At 45.8% G+C, this 15,712-nt stretch carries 20 protein-coding genes; 10 read left to right on the top strand and 10 right to left on the bottom strand.

Features of this window, described 5'->3' with window-relative positions:
• Nucleotides 1-133 precede the first annotated feature (133 nt).
• Complete coding sequence (locus tag RLO19_RS29755) at nucleotides 134-451, top strand: hypothetical protein (RefSeq protein ID WP_446361210.1); 318 nt, start codon at nucleotides 134-136, stop codon at nucleotides 449-451.
• Between the two features lie 20 nt (nucleotides 452-471).
• Nucleotides 472-897 (top strand): hypothetical protein, encoded by a 426-nt coding sequence (locus RLO19_RS29750; protein ID WP_446361208.1) that lies wholly within the window; start codon nucleotides 472-474, stop codon nucleotides 895-897.
• A 293-nt stretch (nucleotides 898-1,190) separates the two neighbouring features.
• Here RLO19_RS29750 and pirA read toward each other — a convergent pair whose 3' ends face one another.
• The 9 genes from pirA to RLO19_RS29705 form a co-directional block, all read right to left on the bottom strand.
• A complete protein-coding gene (pirA, locus tag RLO19_RS29745) occupies nucleotides 1,191-1,607 on the bottom strand; it encodes an arginine synthesis PII-interacting regulator PirA (RefSeq protein ID WP_446361206.1) in 417 nt (138 codons plus the stop codon).
• A 72-nt stretch (nucleotides 1,608-1,679) separates the two neighbouring features.
• A complete protein-coding gene (locus tag RLO19_RS29740; protein ID WP_446334992.1) occupies nucleotides 1,680-1,880 on the bottom strand; it encodes a DUF4278 domain-containing protein in 201 nt (66 codons plus the stop codon).
• 148 nt (nucleotides 1,881-2,028) lie between these two features.
• Nucleotides 2,029-2,283 carry a hypothetical protein gene (locus tag RLO19_RS29735; RefSeq protein WP_446361204.1) on the bottom strand — a complete coding sequence of 85 codons (255 nt, stop codon included), beginning with the start codon at nucleotides 2,281-2,283 and terminating at the stop codon, nucleotides 2,029-2,031.
• 91 nt (nucleotides 2,284-2,374) lie between these two features.
• Complete coding sequence (locus tag RLO19_RS29730; RefSeq protein ID WP_446334990.1) at nucleotides 2,375-2,494, bottom strand: photosystem II reaction center protein J; 120 nt, start codon at nucleotides 2,492-2,494, stop codon at nucleotides 2,375-2,377.
• 43 nt (nucleotides 2,495-2,537) lie between these two features.
• A complete protein-coding gene (locus RLO19_RS29725) occupies nucleotides 2,538-2,660 on the bottom strand; it encodes a photosystem II reaction center protein L (RefSeq protein ID WP_446361202.1) in 123 nt (40 codons plus the stop codon).
• A 12-nt stretch (nucleotides 2,661-2,672) separates the two neighbouring features.
• Nucleotides 2,673-2,804: a cytochrome b559 subunit beta gene (gene psbF, locus RLO19_RS29720; RefSeq protein ID WP_446334989.1), complete on the bottom strand. Its 132-nt coding sequence runs from the start codon at nucleotides 2,802-2,804 to the stop codon at nucleotides 2,673-2,675.
• A 30-nt stretch (nucleotides 2,805-2,834) separates the two neighbouring features.
• Nucleotides 2,835-3,083 (bottom strand): cytochrome b559 subunit alpha, encoded by a 249-nt coding sequence (psbE, locus tag RLO19_RS29715; protein ID WP_446334988.1) that lies wholly within the window; start codon nucleotides 3,081-3,083, stop codon nucleotides 2,835-2,837.
• Nucleotides 3,084-3,199: 116 nt separating this feature from the next.
• The gene (locus tag RLO19_RS29710) at nucleotides 3,200-4,210 is read right to left on the bottom strand and encodes a photosynthesis system II assembly factor Ycf48 (protein WP_446361200.1); all 1,011 of its coding nucleotides are present in this window, start codon (nucleotides 4,208-4,210) and stop codon (nucleotides 3,200-3,202) included.
• 62 nt (nucleotides 4,211-4,272) lie between these two features.
• Nucleotides 4,273-4,620: a rubredoxin gene (locus tag RLO19_RS29705; RefSeq protein WP_446361198.1), complete on the bottom strand. Its 348-nt coding sequence runs from the start codon at nucleotides 4,618-4,620 to the stop codon at nucleotides 4,273-4,275.
• A gap of 54 nt (nucleotides 4,621-4,674) precedes the next feature.
• Between RLO19_RS29705 and RLO19_RS29700 the strand changes: the two genes are divergently transcribed.
• Complete coding sequence (locus RLO19_RS29700) at nucleotides 4,675-4,866, top strand: hypothetical protein (protein ID WP_446361196.1); 192 nt, start codon at nucleotides 4,675-4,677, stop codon at nucleotides 4,864-4,866.
• A 99-nt stretch (nucleotides 4,867-4,965) separates the two neighbouring features.
• On the top strand, nucleotides 4,966-5,121 hold the full coding sequence (locus RLO19_RS29695; RefSeq protein WP_446361194.1) for a hypothetical protein: 156 nt from the start codon (nucleotides 4,966-4,968) through the stop codon (nucleotides 5,119-5,121).
• A gap of 25 nt (nucleotides 5,122-5,146) precedes the next feature.
• Here RLO19_RS29695 and RLO19_RS29690 read toward each other — a convergent pair whose 3' ends face one another.
• A complete protein-coding gene (locus RLO19_RS29690) occupies nucleotides 5,147-6,835 on the bottom strand; it encodes an ABC transporter permease (protein ID WP_446361192.1) in 1,689 nt (562 codons plus the stop codon).
• A 236-nt stretch (nucleotides 6,836-7,071) separates the two neighbouring features.
• On the opposite strand from RLO19_RS29690, the gene RLO19_RS29685 reads away from it, so the two are divergent.
• From RLO19_RS29685 to RLO19_RS29660, 6 genes are all read left to right on the top strand, one after another.
• Nucleotides 7,072-7,464 carry a RidA family protein gene (locus RLO19_RS29685; protein WP_446361190.1) on the top strand — a complete coding sequence of 131 codons (393 nt, stop codon included), beginning with the start codon at nucleotides 7,072-7,074 and terminating at the stop codon, nucleotides 7,462-7,464.
• A gap of 352 nt (nucleotides 7,465-7,816) precedes the next feature.
• On the top strand, nucleotides 7,817-11,884 hold the full coding sequence (locus RLO19_RS29680; protein ID WP_446361188.1) for a response regulator: 4,068 nt from the start codon (nucleotides 7,817-7,819) through the stop codon (nucleotides 11,882-11,884).
• 444 nt (nucleotides 11,885-12,328) lie between these two features.
• Nucleotides 12,329-13,132 (top strand): SAM hydrolase/SAM-dependent halogenase family protein, encoded by an 804-nt coding sequence (locus RLO19_RS29675; protein WP_446361186.1) that lies wholly within the window; start codon nucleotides 12,329-12,331, stop codon nucleotides 13,130-13,132.
• Between the two features lie 121 nt (nucleotides 13,133-13,253).
• Nucleotides 13,254-13,913 carry a DUF2301 domain-containing membrane protein gene (locus RLO19_RS29670; RefSeq protein ID WP_446361184.1) on the top strand — a complete coding sequence of 220 codons (660 nt, stop codon included), beginning with the start codon at nucleotides 13,254-13,256 and terminating at the stop codon, nucleotides 13,911-13,913.
• Between the two features lie 20 nt (nucleotides 13,914-13,933).
• Entirely contained in the window at nucleotides 13,934-14,698 is a 765-nt protein-coding gene (locus RLO19_RS29665) for an SDR family oxidoreductase (RefSeq protein ID WP_446361182.1), read from the top strand.
• Nucleotides 14,699-14,880: 182 nt separating this feature from the next.
• Nucleotides 14,881-15,492 carry a hypothetical protein gene (locus tag RLO19_RS29660; protein WP_446361180.1) on the top strand — a complete coding sequence of 204 codons (612 nt, stop codon included), beginning with the start codon at nucleotides 14,881-14,883 and terminating at the stop codon, nucleotides 15,490-15,492.
• Nucleotides 15,493-15,712 lie beyond the last annotated feature (220 nt).

Below are 15,712 nucleotides of genomic sequence, written 5' to 3'. Positions count from 1 at the left end.
AAAAAAAGGGGTTCTAGATATTAAGTGATATTCTAGTTGACTTCGGGTAGGACATAATTGTGTAAGACCTAATTAGAGGTGACTCGAAAGGGCGATGATTAGCTCAAGAATCTCCCGCGTTTTAACCGGGAGAGTGTCAAGTAACATCCTAACTGCCACAGATGCCCTAAATCGGCTCATCAATGGAATTGATAAAACCACTCTCGAAACCGAACTTATCGCTTCGGGTTGGACATCCACCCCAGCCAAAGGTGGATCGAAAAGCGGTCAAGGTACGATCTGGACAAGCGTAGACGCTCAATGCAGCGTCAGAATCATGACTCAACGCGATGGTTCATCCTACGTTCGTGTTTACAATGGTCCTGGAGGTGGCGCACCCGGAGAAGAACCCCTAAACTCATTAGGAAAACCTGGAAGTCGTCGAGACAGCCACTTTATCTTACTCCCCTAACCCAACTCATTCGCCAGACTATGAACTTTGAAGAAATTTGGCAACAATACGACTTTACCGAAGCAGAATTGCTTTCAATGGAGTGGCAATTCCCCTATGATTATATCCTCAACCTCAACTACTACTGGGAACTCAACTCAACCAACACTTATCCTGAAATCGCTAACACTGACCAACCCCTAAAACTGATCTTGAAATCTTGCATTCGCCTTAACGTACAACTGTACCCAAATCCCAATGAATTAGAACAATCTCCAGCCAACCTTGGCTCAATTATTGGCTGGGGAAAAGTCACTCCTTCACCTTGGTTAGAACAACTCTCTCTTTCCCCTAGCGACTGGCTGCATCTATTTTTTGACATTGGTAGAAATAACAAACTTGAAGCCCTTTGCCATTCGCTAGCTATCGAACAGTTAGCACAACAACCTTTAGCACTAACTTCATAAGTCACCAGGGATGGAAGTTATTCGACACCAAGATGCTGCGATCGCCTGAAACACCGTAGGGGCGCACCGACGTGCATTGGTGTCAACTTAAGTCACAACCCTTACCCATTCTCGTTTCCAGCTTTAGGGTGGAAATGATCCTTAAGCGGCTGGAGCCGCTTGTCAAAGGAGGCTCCGCCTCAACAGAGGCATTCCCAGGCTATGCCTGGGAACGAGAGTGTGCCTGAAAGCCTGCTCACTAACTGATTTGGCTTAAGTTGACACGGATGACGGTGTGCGCCCTCAATGCTTCTTTATCTCAAAGGACAGGCGATTTGCTCAGATTCTTTCTCAAGCTGGCGCACTAAGTCTTGATCTCCTTTTGCCCTCGCGACGTCTAAGCGATGTTCTAGAGACTGACAAATATTTTCCAGGTGAGTAATGCTGGTTTGCGGGAAGGCTTTTTGGCGCGAATTATTCAGAAACCAAGAACGAGTTCCAACCATCGTCATGGTTGACTTGACCGGGGTAGACTTAACTACACTGGGTTTATCGGTCTGATATCCAACGCCTCGCCACTTCAAATCATGGGTAGGTAGGGGTTCGGGGATATGTCTAAGATAGTGAAGCTGCCACTTTTGACCGCGATAAGTCCCACCAATCTCACCTTCGCTTACCTCTAATGTGGATGGTGTGTCATCGTAATGAACACCCCGATAACAACGTTTCATTTGCCTTGTCTCCCTTAAGTCTTTTAAAAAAATGATTTCAATTGATTGAGTGATGTCTAGACTCTAAGCGTTTTAGCCGCGCCGATAGGTGACACCCCGATAGGTTAGTTCCATTGACCCTTGGCGTCCCACTGACCCTGGGCGTCTCTGATGCAGCTTCGGCTTGTGAATTTTCCAACTGTGACCTCGGTATGTGCCACCAGTCTCACCTTCGCTTACGTCTACCATTGATGGCTCTGAATCGTAGTTGACACCTCGATAATGAAGTTTCATAGTTTACTCCTCCGATTGATTTCCACCACTAGCGAATGTTGGCTTGGGGGAAATGGGTTTCCTGTTCTAACTTGGCTGAAACGGCATCTAACTTGGGATAGATCCCTGAGATTTAGATGAGTTTCTCAAATTATTTCTGTATATATTATTACAGTTTTGGGTTAAAACTGTCAATTGTCAGGAAAATATCACACAAAGACGGCAGTTTCCCAGGAGTTCCAGCACTGATGACAGGGAAATGGGGAAGATTGCCCCCATCACCCATTGCCTCTTCCTCAATCACCAATAAGGGAGACGGGTAAATTATTATAAGTATTAATACGCATAAAATACCGCCAGTCTCCACAAAACTGGCGGTGTCAATTCTGAGATAAATTCTCAGTTCAATGAGGACAGCGGTCAAGGCTAAGCTGCTATGCAGCTAAATCCAATAATTTAGCTACTGAAACCCTTTGATAGCTTAGATTGCCTTATCAAATTAAATGCGTTACAGCTTACATCGCAGAACCAACGCCTGCGTAGGCGCCATAGAAGAAAAGACCAACAACAACCAGAACACCTGTTCCAGCAATTGTGGCGACAACCCACAACGGAATTCTTCCACTTCCAGACACGGCTAATACCTCCTAGTTCAAGCTAACGAATGAATGAGTTGAGTTAATTAAAGAAATAACTGGAAAAGAGAATGCCCAAAACAAAAACCAACAACAGACCCAGAAACAGAGAAGTCCGGTTTAGTTCAACTGGCTGGTTATTCGGATTACGAGAACGCTCTGGCATGGATTTTATCTCCTATCGTTGAACAAATTGCATGGCAGCGATCGCGCCGAGGAAAAAGACGGTGGGAACCGCTAGGGTATGAACAGCTAACCATCTAACGGTAAAAATCGGATAGGAAATGGGTTGATTGGGAGTATTAGTCATGATTTTTTACAGAAATCTCCAAAGGTTACGTTACTTTTTGGTAAATTGATCAATTTGCTTTTTCGCATCGTAGCGATCGCTCACAATCGGAATTTCCTGCTGTGGTTGCGTGAAATATTCGTTCGGACGGGGTGTGCCAAACACATCATAAGCTAGACCTGTGCTAACAAATAGCCAACCTGCAACAAACAGAGCCGGAATCGTGATGCTGTGAATGACCCAGTAACGAATGCTGGTAACAATATCGCCGAATGGACGCTCACCAGTAGTTCCTGACATAAATGATTCCTCCTTCCCAGTAACAGTTATAATTCACTCGACCTTACTATTTTAAAGCATCGAGCGGGCTTTACAGCCATGATCAAGCCGAGATACAGCCAACTGATTATGAACGATCAAGCCGTTGTTTTGGCTGGGGGTTCATACTTGAGCAAAACACCCGCTTGACCAATAACAAATCCCTGTTCTGGCGTGATAAAGACAACTTTGTAAAAGTTGGATGGTACATTTTCAACTTCGCGATCTTTTAGCCAGGTTTTGCCCCCGTCAAAACTACAAAGCAAATTCCCACTACCCCCCGCTAACCACGCTTCATCGGGAGTTCGGTAAGCTAAATCCAGTAATCCCCAACTGGTGGAAAATTCGGGATAAATTGGCTCTTCCCAAGCCTCTAAATCTTCGCTACCACTAAACTGTAGCATTCCTCCTCGTGCTAGTCCCCACAGACGCCCATCTTTAGTGAATCCCATATTTTGCAGACGCTTAGAACTGCTGCGTTCATGCTGTTCCCAGGCACTTTGACCGGGTTCCCAGGTTGAGTAAAAGTTCCCTCTAGCAGAAACCGCGACATATTTGCCATCGTTGGAACGGGCAATATTACGAAGTACACCCACCGCTTCTTCTACCTGGGCTTTCCAGGTTTTACCCCCATCTTGGGTTTGGTAAATTGCCCCAATTGTGGTTGTCATCTCCGCTGATTTGGGACCCACTGCCAAAATTGTGTTGGGGTCTCCGGGTAACTTTTCACTTAAGGGTATGCGTGACCAGGAAACACCACCATCAGTAGTATGCAGCATAATGGAGGGTTCACCCACAATCCAGCCTTCGTCACCTGCAAAGCTCACGGATGTGAAACGATATTTATTCTCATCCCCAACATCAAGGACTTTCTCTTGCCAGGTTTCGCCACCATCGGTGGTTTCCAGGAGTGTGGAATTGCTGCCAACGAGCCATCCATGACTGGGGTTATCGGTAAACCCGATATCCCGTAGTGTTTCCTGGGTGGGTAAGGAAACCAGCTCCCAAGGGTTATAGCTCAAGGGTTCGGCATACTTACAACTAATACACAAGCAGGCGATCGCGAAGACTATTACAATTCGTTTCAAAGTTTTCATTAAATCGCTCATTGGCAACATTCTGTCTTTTGGCGTAACTGAGACATTGGTGTGTAAGGGATTGCCTCCTCGGTTCAGCGCAGTCCGTATAAACTTATAAAGAAGATAAAGCCTAGCATTAAGGCACCAAAAATCAAGATATTCTTTTGACCTGGGGTCAAAAGGTTCACCCCAAAGCCATAGGTGAGGTTCTCCTTAAACCCAGATGGGGTACCACTGGCACCAATATCCTGAAATTGGGGCTTTTTGGCGCCACAAACCGGACAGCGCCAGTCGCTGGGTAGCTCCTCAAAGGTTGTCCCGGCGACAATATTTTGGTTACTATCTCCCTTATTTGGCTCGTAAACGTAGCCGCAAGAGCGGCACTCGTAACTACTTGGCGCAAGTTCTGCCAAGGTTTGCTCGTTAGCTGGTTCGATCATCGCTGGCTTTCATTAAGTTGATGCAGCAAATCGTGAAATACAGACGCTTCCCTAGTGGGTAAGCGTGGACTTCGCGTCTTTATTGCCGATGCCATGTTGGGTACATCCGAAGATGTTCGGAACAAAGGTCCGATGATGGTCTTACTCAGCATCTGTGACTGGTTGCCCAGCCTTTATCTCCTCAATGGGAGAACCTGGATACCCACCCTTCCCAGGCAGATAATTTCTGGTTTTACAGGCACATAGGCTTGAACCACGTTATTCAGGGGTCTATATGATTTCCTGAGAACGTATGTTAAAAAATTTATCATAATAACCGACATTCCGCATCAGGGAAGAGGGGAGATGGGGGAGCAGAGGGAGCAGAGGAAGCTGGGGGAGCTGAGGGAGCTGGGGGAGCAGAGGGAGCTGGGGGAGCTGGGGGAGCTGAGGGAGCAGAGGGAGCAGAGGGAGCAGAGGGAGCAGAGGGAGCTGGGGGAGATGATTACCAATGAACCATGAACAATCAACAAAGGACGAATGACCTTCATCTCGATCGCGCAATTCGCCAACTTAATAAGATGACTGGAATTATGCCAACAACGACGATCGCTAATGCAGGCGCCGCCGCCTCTACTAACCGCTCATCCGATGCCAGATTGTAGACGCGCACGGCAAGGGTGTCAAAATTAAAGGGTCGAATAATTAAGGTAGCTGATAATTCCTTCATCACATCTACGAACAGCAGCATCCCCGCCGTCAGTAATCCACCCCACATCATCGGTGCATGGACTTTGACTAAGGTACTCGTTGGAGTGTAACCCAAGGAACGGGCAGCATCATCTAAACTGGGCTTAATTTTACTTAAACTGGCTTCCACACTATTGAACGATACGGCAAGGAAGCGCACCAAATAGGCATAAACTAAAGCCGTAATCGTGCCACTGAATAGTAAGCCTGTAGATATGCCAACTATCGCCCGCATTCCCGCATCAATGGCATTATCCAGTCTGCCAAGGGGGATCAGAATCCCTACGGCAATCACTGAACCGGGTACAGCATAGCCCATCGCCGCAATCCGAGTCGCTAACTGCATCACTAAGGTTGATTGCAACCGTAATCCATAAGCCATAATGACTGCGATCGCAACTCCTAAAACGGCGGTAACGACTGCCAGAATAAAACTATGACGGGCATAGCCCCAAAACTCACCATCTAGCGTCGTCGTGGTATTTTTCAGCGTCATCTCCAGCAAGAGGCCAGCCGGAAGCAAAAACCCCAGACTTAATGGCAAAAAACACGCCAACGCCGCACCAATTCCGCGTATACCTCCTAACCGATAACTGGGCAGTTGGCGATAACTGGTCGTGTTTTGATAGTATCGTGCCTGACGCCGTGACCATCGCTCGACGCAAATTAATGCCAAAATAAATAACAGCAGAAATGCGGCTAATTGGGCGGCGGCGACTCGTTCCCCCAAACCAAACCACGTCCGATAAATACCTGTGGTGAATGTCTCCACACCAAAATACTTCACCGTGCCAAAATCATTCAGCGTTTCCATTAAAGCTAACGCCACACCCGCTGCGATCGCGGGACGGGCTAAGGGCAATGCTACAGTAAAAAAACTGCGCCACGGACCACACCCCAGACTGCGGCTGGCTTCTAATGTACAAAGCGATTGCTCTAAAAACGCCACCCGTACCAATAAATAAACATACGGATACAACACCAGCGTCAGCATGAGAATTGCCCCACCCAGGGAACGAATATTGGGAAACCAGTAGTCGCCATAACTCCAGCCAAACCCATCCCGTAACGCGGTTTGAATCGGTCCTGAGAAGTCCAAAAAGTCGGTGTAGGTATAGGCTAAGACATAAGCAGGTGCAGCCAGGGGTAATAATAGCGCCCATTCAAACAGGCGAGATCCAGGAAAACGGCACATTGTCACCAACCACGCTGTTCCCACACCGATTAAACCAACACCACACCCTACGCCAATCATCAGCCAGAACGAATTAGCCATGTAGCGCCATAAAACCGTTTGCGCCAGATGCTGCCAAATCTCGCCCGCATCTGTAAAAATATTGCTCAATATAAATAAGACAGGGGTAGCCACCAAAAGCGCGATCGCAAAAACCATCAGCGTCAAGAGATTGATGCGCCTACGTCGTTTTTTTCCTTGAACGAGATCCGGTTTGGGGAGAGTAGAGGTAGATTGAGTGGATTGATTCATCTTAAATACGGCACAAGCAAGAGAGCGATTTGCCAACGTGGTAAATTAGGCTGAGACTACTGTACAAGAACACTGAAGTGAAGGGTCAAGTCAGGGCGGGTTTTGTACAAACGTTACCATCAATAGCCAAGCATAAAATCCCTAAACCCGCCCCGACAAAACAGGTTCCCAGAACGAAGTGAAGGGTCAAAACTCAACACTCAAAACTCAACACTCAACACTTTCCCAATCAACCCATGAGCCGAAAAATTATCCGCACAACCAACGCCCCTGCACCCGTCGGTCCTTATAATCAAGCGATCGCAGCCAGAGGAGAACTGATTTTTGTCGCCGGTCAAATTCCCCTTGACCCCAAAACCGGTGAAATTATTGGAGCAAACGATATTGCCAAGCAGACGGAACAGGCGATGGCAAATTTAGCCGCTATCTTGGAAGAAGCTGGTGTTCAGATGCAAGATATCGTCAAAACCACAGTATTTCTTTCTGATATGAATAATTTTGCGGCAATGAATCAAGTTTATGCTCGCTATTTTGACGAAGCATCCGCCCCTGCCCGTGCTTGTGTCGAAGTTTGCCGACTTCCTAAAGACGTTTTAGTTGAAATTGAATGTATTGCCGTTGTGCCTTAGATATTGCCAAAATGAGACATTCTAGGACGTTGTAGGAATAGGGTATCAGTAAGTGAACTACCTACACTAACCCTCTGGGTATAGTGTAGGCTTCGCGTCTCATTCGCCGATGCCTCAATACCCGAAAGTATATGGGTCTTACTCAGCGTCTCTAACTGGTTTCCCAGCCTTTTTAGCTGTGCCGAGCCACTACAAAGGTGATAGGCTGCCCAATACTGTCCAAAGAAAGCGACAGATGCAAGATCTGAGTCTAAGCTAGATCTAAGGTGGATTAGTTCAACTCAGATAATGATCTGTCGGTGATCATTCTGCCACGTCTAGCTCCAGAAAACCAGCCAACGCTCTCTCATCTATGAAATTCCCTTTTCATTTTATCAAAGGATTTTTCTCCCTGTTTAAGCGCGTTAACCTCTTACTCATCGTACTGATTGGAGCTGGATATTTAGGCAACTATTTCAGTCTATCCCTATTTTTTGGGGTGGACTTTTTATTTGGCAGTATCGCTGTCTTAATGGTGGTGTATTTTTATGGCGTATTCTGGGGAACTTTAGCCGCCCTCATTGCCAGCAGTTACACCTACACTCTTTGGGGACATCCCTACGCCATTATTATTTTAACCGGGGAAGCCCTGTTTATTAGCTTGCTGTTGCACCGCAAGACAGAAAACATGCTGCTCCTCGCTGGCATTTATTGGGTGCTAATGGGTATGCCTCTAGTCGGGCTATTTTATGGTGGGGTTTTAAATGTTCCGGCGACCCAAACCTGGCTGATTATATTTAAGCAATCGGTAAATGGTATCTTTAATGCTTTAATTACAACGCTAATTGTCACAAACTCACCATTACAAAAGTGGTTAAATATTCGACACAAATCCAAGCGGCTTTCGCTTCAGCAAACAATTTTTAATCTCTTCGTTTCTTTTGTATTATTCCCGGTATTAATTTTAACCGTTTTAAACGGACGGGAAATTCTCAACAATATTGAATCAGAAATTCGTACCGAACTCAACGCCACATCTGTATCCCTTGTAGCTAACCTAAATTTCTGGTATCAGCAACATTTACATGGGGTCGAGGAACTAGCTGAGATTGCGGCTCAATCTCCAGAGCAACCTTCGGAATATTTACAGCAAAGTACTGAATTGCTCAAGCGGAGTTTCTCGGATTTTATTAAAAGTTATGTCACCGATGCTAAGGGAACAATAATTGCCGCTCAGCCCCAATTGAATGAAGCTGGAGAATCAATTATTGGGTTGAATATTGCTCCATACTCCTTACTAGAGGAAACCGCCACTCGTTTACAGCCGATTCTCTCTGATGTACATGTTGATGATACTGATCCGATACCTCATGTGGGTTTAAGTGTGCCAGTCATTGTTAATAATCGCTTTCGTGGTATTGCCTATGCTTCCCTGGATTTAAGTCAAATTCAGGAATTCTTGACACTGAATATCCAAAAACGAGGATTACAGATAGCGCTGGTTGATCGTCAAAATCGCCTGATTGCCAGTACCCAGTCTAATACCCGTGTCATGGAATCGTTTAATCCGCGTCAAGGCGGTGAAATTCGTCCCCTTGATGCTGATATTTTTCAGTGGGTACCTAAAACACCCGGTACGCCCATTATGGTGCGTTGGCGAAATTCCTTTCATGTTCAAGAAATCTCTCTTGAACCCTATCTTCATTGGACGTTAATTCTTAAAATTCCGACTGCCCCTTATATTGATAATTTAGAATTACTCTACCTGCAAAACATGGCAACAATGCTACTGATTACTGTCTTAGCCTTGCTGGTTGCCGTACTATTAAGCCATCGCTTAGTTAAACCTTTATACAAGTTGGCACAGGTAACAACTAATTTACCGCAAAAACTGCTGGATAGCACTGTCTCGATTGATTGGTCTCAAAGCCGAGTCCGAGAAATTCATTCCCTGGTTAGCAACTTTAAATTAATGGCATCGGTACTGACTCAAAAATTCCAGGAAATTAAACAGGCAAAAGAAACCTTAGAACAACGGGTACAAGAACGAACCCAAAAACTATCAGCGATTAACAGTGAACTGGCAGTTGAAATTAAAGAGCGCCAACGGATAGAAGCCCTATTACGGGAACGAGAAGAACGCTATGAACTGGCAGTTTCTGGTACAAATGACGGGATTTGGGACTGGGATGTCTTGACCAATGAGGTGTATTATTCCCCTGTTTGGATGCGGATTCTTGGCTATGAGGAGAACCCTTTGCCAAACCTTCTATCAAGCTGGTCTGATCAGGTTCATCCTGACGATTTCCATCAGGCAATAGAAGATATCAATCATCATTTAGCTGGAGAAACCCAGATTTATGAAAATATCCATCGGCTCAAACATCGAGATGGGCATTATCTGTGGATTGCGGCGAAGGGCAGATGTATTCGCGATCGCGAGGGCAATCCCTACCGTATAGTCGGCACTATTACTGATATTACCGATAAAAAAATTGCCCAAGAACAACTCAAAGTTGCGAAAGAAGAAGCAGAAACAGCAAACCGCACTAAGAGTGATTTTCTGGCAATGATGAGTCACGAAATTCGCACGCCAATGAATGCGGTAATTGGCATGACGAGCTTACTACTGGATACGAAATTAACCGCCCAGCAGGGAGAATTTGTGGATATTATCCGCAATAGTAGTGATGCCCTGCTGACGATTATTAACGATATTCTGGATTTTTCTAAGATTGAGTCAGGCAATCTAGACTTAGAGGAACATCCGTTTAATTTACGTTATTGTATTGAGGAGTCTTTAGATCTGCTATCGTCTAAGGCAAGAGAGAAAGGGATTGAGTTAGCCTATTTAATGGACGCTCAAACGCCTGAGATGATTAGGGGAGATGTGACGCGATTGCGCCAAATTTTAGTTAATTTAGTCAGTAATGCGGTCAAGTTTACCGAAACAGGAGAAGTTGTGATTTCGGTGAACCCTACGGCAGAAATGTCCGATGATAAAATCTGTTTGCAATTTGCTGTGCGTGACACAGGAATTGGCATTTCCCAAACACATATTGATCGGCTATTTAAACCCTTTAGCCAAGTTGATGCTTCAACCACTCGTCAATATGGCGGTACAGGATTAGGACTAGCGATTAGCAAGCGACTGAGTGAACTGATGGGAGGCAGAATGTGGGTAGAAAGTCAAGAGGGTATAGGTTCGACGTTTTATTTCACCGCGATCGCGACTCCAGTTTCCTCAGATTCAGAACCCGATAATTCTCATCAGGTATTGACGAATAAACGCCTGTTGATTGTGGAAGATAATGCGGCGACTCGGCAAATGTTAACCGAACAAGCCCAATCCTTTGGTATACAGGTGGAAACTACCGCATCAACAACAGAAGCTTTAGGATGGTTACAACAGGGAAAACGCTTTGATATAGCGATTTTGGCATCCCAGATTCTACAGATGGAGAATTGGAGTTTAGCCACGCAAATCTGTCAGTATTCCCATTGCCAAAACTTACCCATAGTCATGCTGGGATTGATCGGGCAAGTCGAGACACAGCCTGACACCCAGTTAGCAAATTCAAGCCCTGCGATCGCGGGATATTTGCATAAACCGATTAAACAGTCTCAGTTGTACAACATCTTAGTCAATATTCTGACGCAGGAGGAACATTCACCCCGAAAAACTCGTTCCCATTCATCCAAATATGACCCCACTTTTGCCCAAAAATTCCCCTTTAAAATTCTCTTAGCGGAAGACAATGTAGTGAACCAAAAAGTGGCGATTAATATGTTGAAGCGGTTGGGATATCGACCCGATAGTGTTGCCAATGGGTTAGAAGTGTTACAAGCACTGCGCCGTCAATCCTACGATGTGGTACTCATGGATGTACAGATGCCAGAAATGGATGGATTAACCGCAACCCAGAAAATTTGTCAAGAATTTCCCGTATTTTCGCGTCCCCGGATTATTGCCATGACAGCTAATGCGATGCAAGGCGATCGCGAACTCTGTTTAGCGGCGGGTATGGATGACTATATGAGTAAACCAATTCATGTTGATGTTTTAAAACAGGCATTAAGTCAATGTCAACCGCCGACAACAGAACAGCCGACGGAACAGCCTGTTATTGATCCAGACGTGATGGAAAACTTGCAAGAAATGGCAGGGGATGAACTTAGCGCAGTGATTAACTGTTACTTACAAGAAGCACCGGAATTGTTAACATCTATTCAGGATGCCGTTAAGCAAGGAGATGCTGATTTGCTGTATCATACAGCTCACAGTCTCAAGTCTAGCAGTCAGGCATTAGGAGTGCAGAAACTTGCCCAACTTTGTCAACAATTAGAAGCTTTGGGACGGGCAGGTACAATAGATGAAGCAGAACCGTTGGTTTCTTTGGCAATTACAGAGTATCAACGGGTGAAGCAGGCGCTGGAGTAAGTGCATATTAACGAGAGTTGGGTTTCGTTCCTCAACCCAACTTATCGGGAAAAGCTTGGCGGTTAGAAACCGCAGCTACACAAACTTGCACCCGCCTGCGCGGGTTCTTTGATTAAGTTGATTTTATGTAGGGTGGGCAAGATTTATCAACCTTGATATCCTAATATTATCCTTTGTTGCTCTTGCCTGCTTTCCTTACTTCTAGGAAGCAAGGGGAGCATGTCAGAAAAAGCACAAAATGTTCAAGCTAGCGATGGCGTTGGCTTTTGTCCCTCAACCCAAATGACAAAACTACAAAACAAAGTTGATAGGCATCCGGGAGAAAGATGATCCCACTACCAACTTTTTTGACCATTGGGATGCACTCTTGCTACTCACCCAACAATCTCAGAAAGCTATTTTTAATAGTATCAGAACATGTAATTTAATGTATTTAGATTCATCATGTCTCAAACCCCAATCATCACCCTATTAAGTGACTTTGGCATCAACGATGTCTACGTGGGAGTCATGAAAGGCGTCATCGCCCAAATTAACCCAGCCCTGAGGATCATCGATCTCACCCACGAGATTCCTCGGCAAAACATCGCCGCCGCCCGATTTAACCTGATGAACGCTTATCCCTACTTTCCCGATCGCACCATCCATATCGCTGTGGTTGATCCTGGCGTAGGCAGCCAGCGCCGTGCGATCGCGCTACAAGTGGATAATGGTTTCCTCGTCGGACCTGATAATGGATTATTTAGCGGTATCTTAACCCAAAGTACGATTGTTTTTGCTGTTGAACTCACCAACCCAGAATTTTGGCGCACCCCCACCCCTAGTCAAACATTCCATGGTCGAGATATATTTGCCCCCGTTGGCGCACATCTTGCCAGTGGTGTTCTCTTAGAAGATTTGGGATCAGTGATCGAACCTAGCACTCTGGTACAATTACCGATCCCGGAACTGACCAAAACCGCGACGGGGATCACGGGTTCTATCCAGTATATTGACCATTTCGGCAACCTGATCACCAATATTCCCGCCGCTGACGTGACGGGAAAAACTTGGTCAGTCACCGTCAACCAGCGCCAGATCCCCAGGGGTCAAACCTATAGCGATCACCCTTTAGGAGAACTCATCGCCCTCATTGGGAGTCACGGTTGGGTAGAAATTGCGGTGAATGGCGGTAGCGCTCAATCTGAGTTGCAGTTAGATTTAGGGAAGAGGGTAGAGGTGGCTGTCACCACTGAAATCAAAGGTTAAATTGTATAAAGACAGAGGGTACAGGCTGGTAAAAAAGGCAGGTGTGGTGTAGAGACGTTGCAGGCAACGTCTCTACAGTCAGGGCTTTCCCAGCCCCCTCGTGGTATAGAGAGGAGATAAAATGGTACTACAGCAACAATGGGACTCTGAGGTTTACCAGGGTCAATTTGGCGAATTTACGATTACCGACAGCGATCGCGTCGGGGTTATTGTATACCGCAGTAGCCTGATAATCGCGGCATTGAGCTTTGCGCTCGCTAGTGGGTTAGTCTTATGGCAACCGGATAATCCCACCATTTTAACTGCCCTCACGCCCCTATATGGCTTGTTCTGTGTGGCGCTAGGCGTGAGTTTGGCAACGATTCATATCTATTTAGCCCCCCTACACCGACTCCTACAATTATTTTGGGGGATTGGCACGATTGCGGCTGTCGTATTCGCCATCGAGAGTAGCGAACCCCTTGCCCTTTTCGTCTATAACCAACCCGTTACCCTCTTCGGGATTGGTTTTGTGTTTGTGGCGTTAACTGGGATTTATTTCAAAGAAGCATTTTGTTTTAACCGCTTTGAAACTAAGTTGCTGACTCCCTTAGTACCCGTCTTATTACTGGGACATTTAGTTCATCTGTTACCCGCCACGGCGGAACAGGTGCTTTTAGGACTTTGGACGGTGCTATTTTTGGTCTTTGCGGTGCGTAAGGCAATCCAGCCAATTCCCCCTGACATTGGCGATAAGTCAGTTTTTACCTATCTGAAACAACAACGAGCGGCTCAATCCTAAGGATTAGGAGATAGTAACCGATGAGCTTGCACAGGAAAGTCGCCATTGTTACCGGAGGCGGACAAGGGATTGGCAAGGCGATCGCGAAAGCCTTCTTAGAACAGGGAATGAACGTCGCGATCGCAGAAATTGATCAAGAAGCGGGAACATCTACAGCCGCCGAGTTTCAACCCCTTGGTTCAATTCAATTTATTCAGACGGATATTTCCAATGAAGATTCCGTCAAACAGGCGATTCAAGCCATCCACAACCAATGGGGCAGAATCGATGTCTTGGTCAATAATGCGGCAATTGCCAATCCCGAAAATCCCCCAATCACAGAACTCAGTTTAGACGATTGGAATCACAAGCTCGCGACTAATCTAACCGGCGCATTTCTTTGTGCCAAACATACTGTTCCCTATCTCAGGCAAAACCAAGGCATAATTATTAATATAGCTTCGACCCGTGCATTCATGTCTGAACCGAATACAGAAGCTTATGCGGCGGCTAAAGGCGGAATTGTCGCCTTAACTCATGCCCTCGCAATTAGCCTCGGTCCTGATATTCGAGTCAATTGCATTAGTCCGGGATGGATAGACATCAGCGAATGGCAAAAACCCTCAACCAGACATCAACTCCAATTAACCCCCCAGGATCATCAACAACATCCAGCGGGTAGAGTGGGCAAACCAGAAGACATTGCCGCATTCGCCGTTTATTTAGCGTCTTCCCCAGCCACATTTATGACGGGTGCGAATTTTGTCATTGATGGTGGGATGACAAGAAAAATGATTTACTCCTAAAAAAAGAGCGACAGTTTTCTAACCGAATTATTTAAGGCGTAATGTTTGGATAGTCCTAAAAAATGCGCCATTTTTGAGTATAAATCCAATCCTATTATAACCTTTTAATTGCCAAAAATGAGGTAGCCAAAACCGATTATCTGCGGTGCTATACATACCCTCTAAATTTTAATAAAATAGTCATGGGAATAGTCATCATTACAAATTTCCTGATAGCCGGGATTTTTACCATCGTGCTATCCAATCAATTTTTTTCACCACTGACGCGGTTACAACTAAGTTCCCTACTTGCCTCAAAGCCTTCTACATTTCCCTTAGAATCCATCAACGTCTTTCCACCTCCTCTAGGAGACATGATTGAAACTCGGTGTCGAGAAGCCCCAACAGGCGTTGGCATTCCCGCCTTTCAGCCAGGAATTACCAAAGAAGATGTAATGCGTCTATTAGGCGCTCCCACCGGAACCGCACGGGGTTATTGGCCCAATACTCGTGCTGTATTCTATGAATTAATACCTGATCAGATCAGCTTAGGTTTTCTGTTTGACCGAAATTCTCTACGAATTCGCCAAACCGAAGCCTCCTTTACGGCTGAAGTTGATTCTCAGACGGTAATATTGACATTGAATGGAATGTTAGGGTGCAAGCTTAACCAGCAAATCCAACAGGGATTAGAACAAGTGTGGCAACGTCAATCTCAGCAGTTTTCCTTTCGGCTAGATTATCTTGAAGGCGTGATTGAACGCCAACAAGAGGGACGAATCTATATCGGGATTTGGGAAGAAGATTTACATTGAAGCGAGGGAACAGGCGTGTAGGGGCGGGTTTTACAGCATTGGTGTCAACTTAAGCGCTAAAAGCAGGGGAAGCAGAGGGAGCCGGGTTTGTAGAGACGTGCCATGGCACGTCTGGGAGCAAGAGAATGCTCTTGCGGATTGCTCTTTCTCCTGTAATAGCTTAGGGAGCAAGCTTAACGCCCCAGTTTGTGTCGAACTGCTTGAAACAATAATTGGCAAG

Origin of the sequence: Coleofasciculus sp. G2-EDA-02, assembly GCF_040226375.1 — a bacterium.
Taxonomy (GTDB): Bacteria; Cyanobacteriota; Cyanobacteriia; order Cyanobacteriales; family Coleofasciculaceae; genus Coleofasciculus.
This window is presented reverse-complemented; position numbering and strand designations above follow the sequence as displayed.

Coding starts and splice junctions, on each gene's coding strand:
- RLO19_RS29750 (WP_446361208.1), top strand. CDS start 472: ATGAACTTTGAAGAAATTTGGCAACAATACGACTTTACCGAAGCAGAA.
- pirA (WP_446361206.1), bottom strand. CDS start 1,607: ATGAAACGTTGTTATCGGGGTGTTCATTACGATGACACACCATCCACA.
- RLO19_RS29740 (WP_446334992.1), bottom strand. CDS start 1,880: ATGAAACTTCATTATCGAGGTGTCAACTACGATTCAGAGCCATCAATG.
- RLO19_RS29725 (WP_446361202.1), bottom strand. CDS start 2,660: ATGCCAGAGCGTTCTCGTAATCCGAATAACCAGCCAGTTGAACTAAAC.
- psbF (WP_446334989.1), bottom strand. CDS start 2,804: ATGACTAATACTCCCAATCAACCCATTTCCTATCCGATTTTTACCGTT.
- psbE (WP_446334988.1), bottom strand. CDS start 3,083: ATGTCAGGAACTACTGGTGAGCGTCCATTCGGCGATATTGTTACCAGC.
- RLO19_RS29710 (WP_446361200.1), bottom strand. CDS start 4,210: ATGAGCGATTTAATGAAAACTTTGAAACGAATTGTAATAGTCTTCGCG.
- RLO19_RS29705 (WP_446361198.1), bottom strand. CDS start 4,620: ATGATCGAACCAGCTAACGAGCAAACCTTGGCAGAACTTGCGCCAAGT.
- RLO19_RS29695 (WP_446361194.1), top strand. CDS start 4,966: ATGGGGGAGCAGAGGGAGCAGAGGAAGCTGGGGGAGCTGAGGGAGCTG.
- RLO19_RS29690 (WP_446361192.1), bottom strand. CDS start 6,835: ATGAATCAATCCACTCAATCTACCTCTACTCTCCCCAAACCGGATCTC.
- RLO19_RS29685 (WP_446361190.1), top strand. CDS start 7,072: ATGAGCCGAAAAATTATCCGCACAACCAACGCCCCTGCACCCGTCGGT.
- RLO19_RS29680 (WP_446361188.1), top strand. CDS start 7,817: ATGAAATTCCCTTTTCATTTTATCAAAGGATTTTTCTCCCTGTTTAAG.
- RLO19_RS29675 (WP_446361186.1), top strand. CDS start 12,329: ATGTCTCAAACCCCAATCATCACCCTATTAAGTGACTTTGGCATCAAC.
- RLO19_RS29670 (WP_446361184.1), top strand. CDS start 13,254: ATGGTACTACAGCAACAATGGGACTCTGAGGTTTACCAGGGTCAATTT.
- RLO19_RS29665 (WP_446361182.1), top strand. CDS start 13,934: ATGAGCTTGCACAGGAAAGTCGCCATTGTTACCGGAGGCGGACAAGGG.
- RLO19_RS29660 (WP_446361180.1), top strand. CDS start 14,881: ATGGGAATAGTCATCATTACAAATTTCCTGATAGCCGGGATTTTTACC.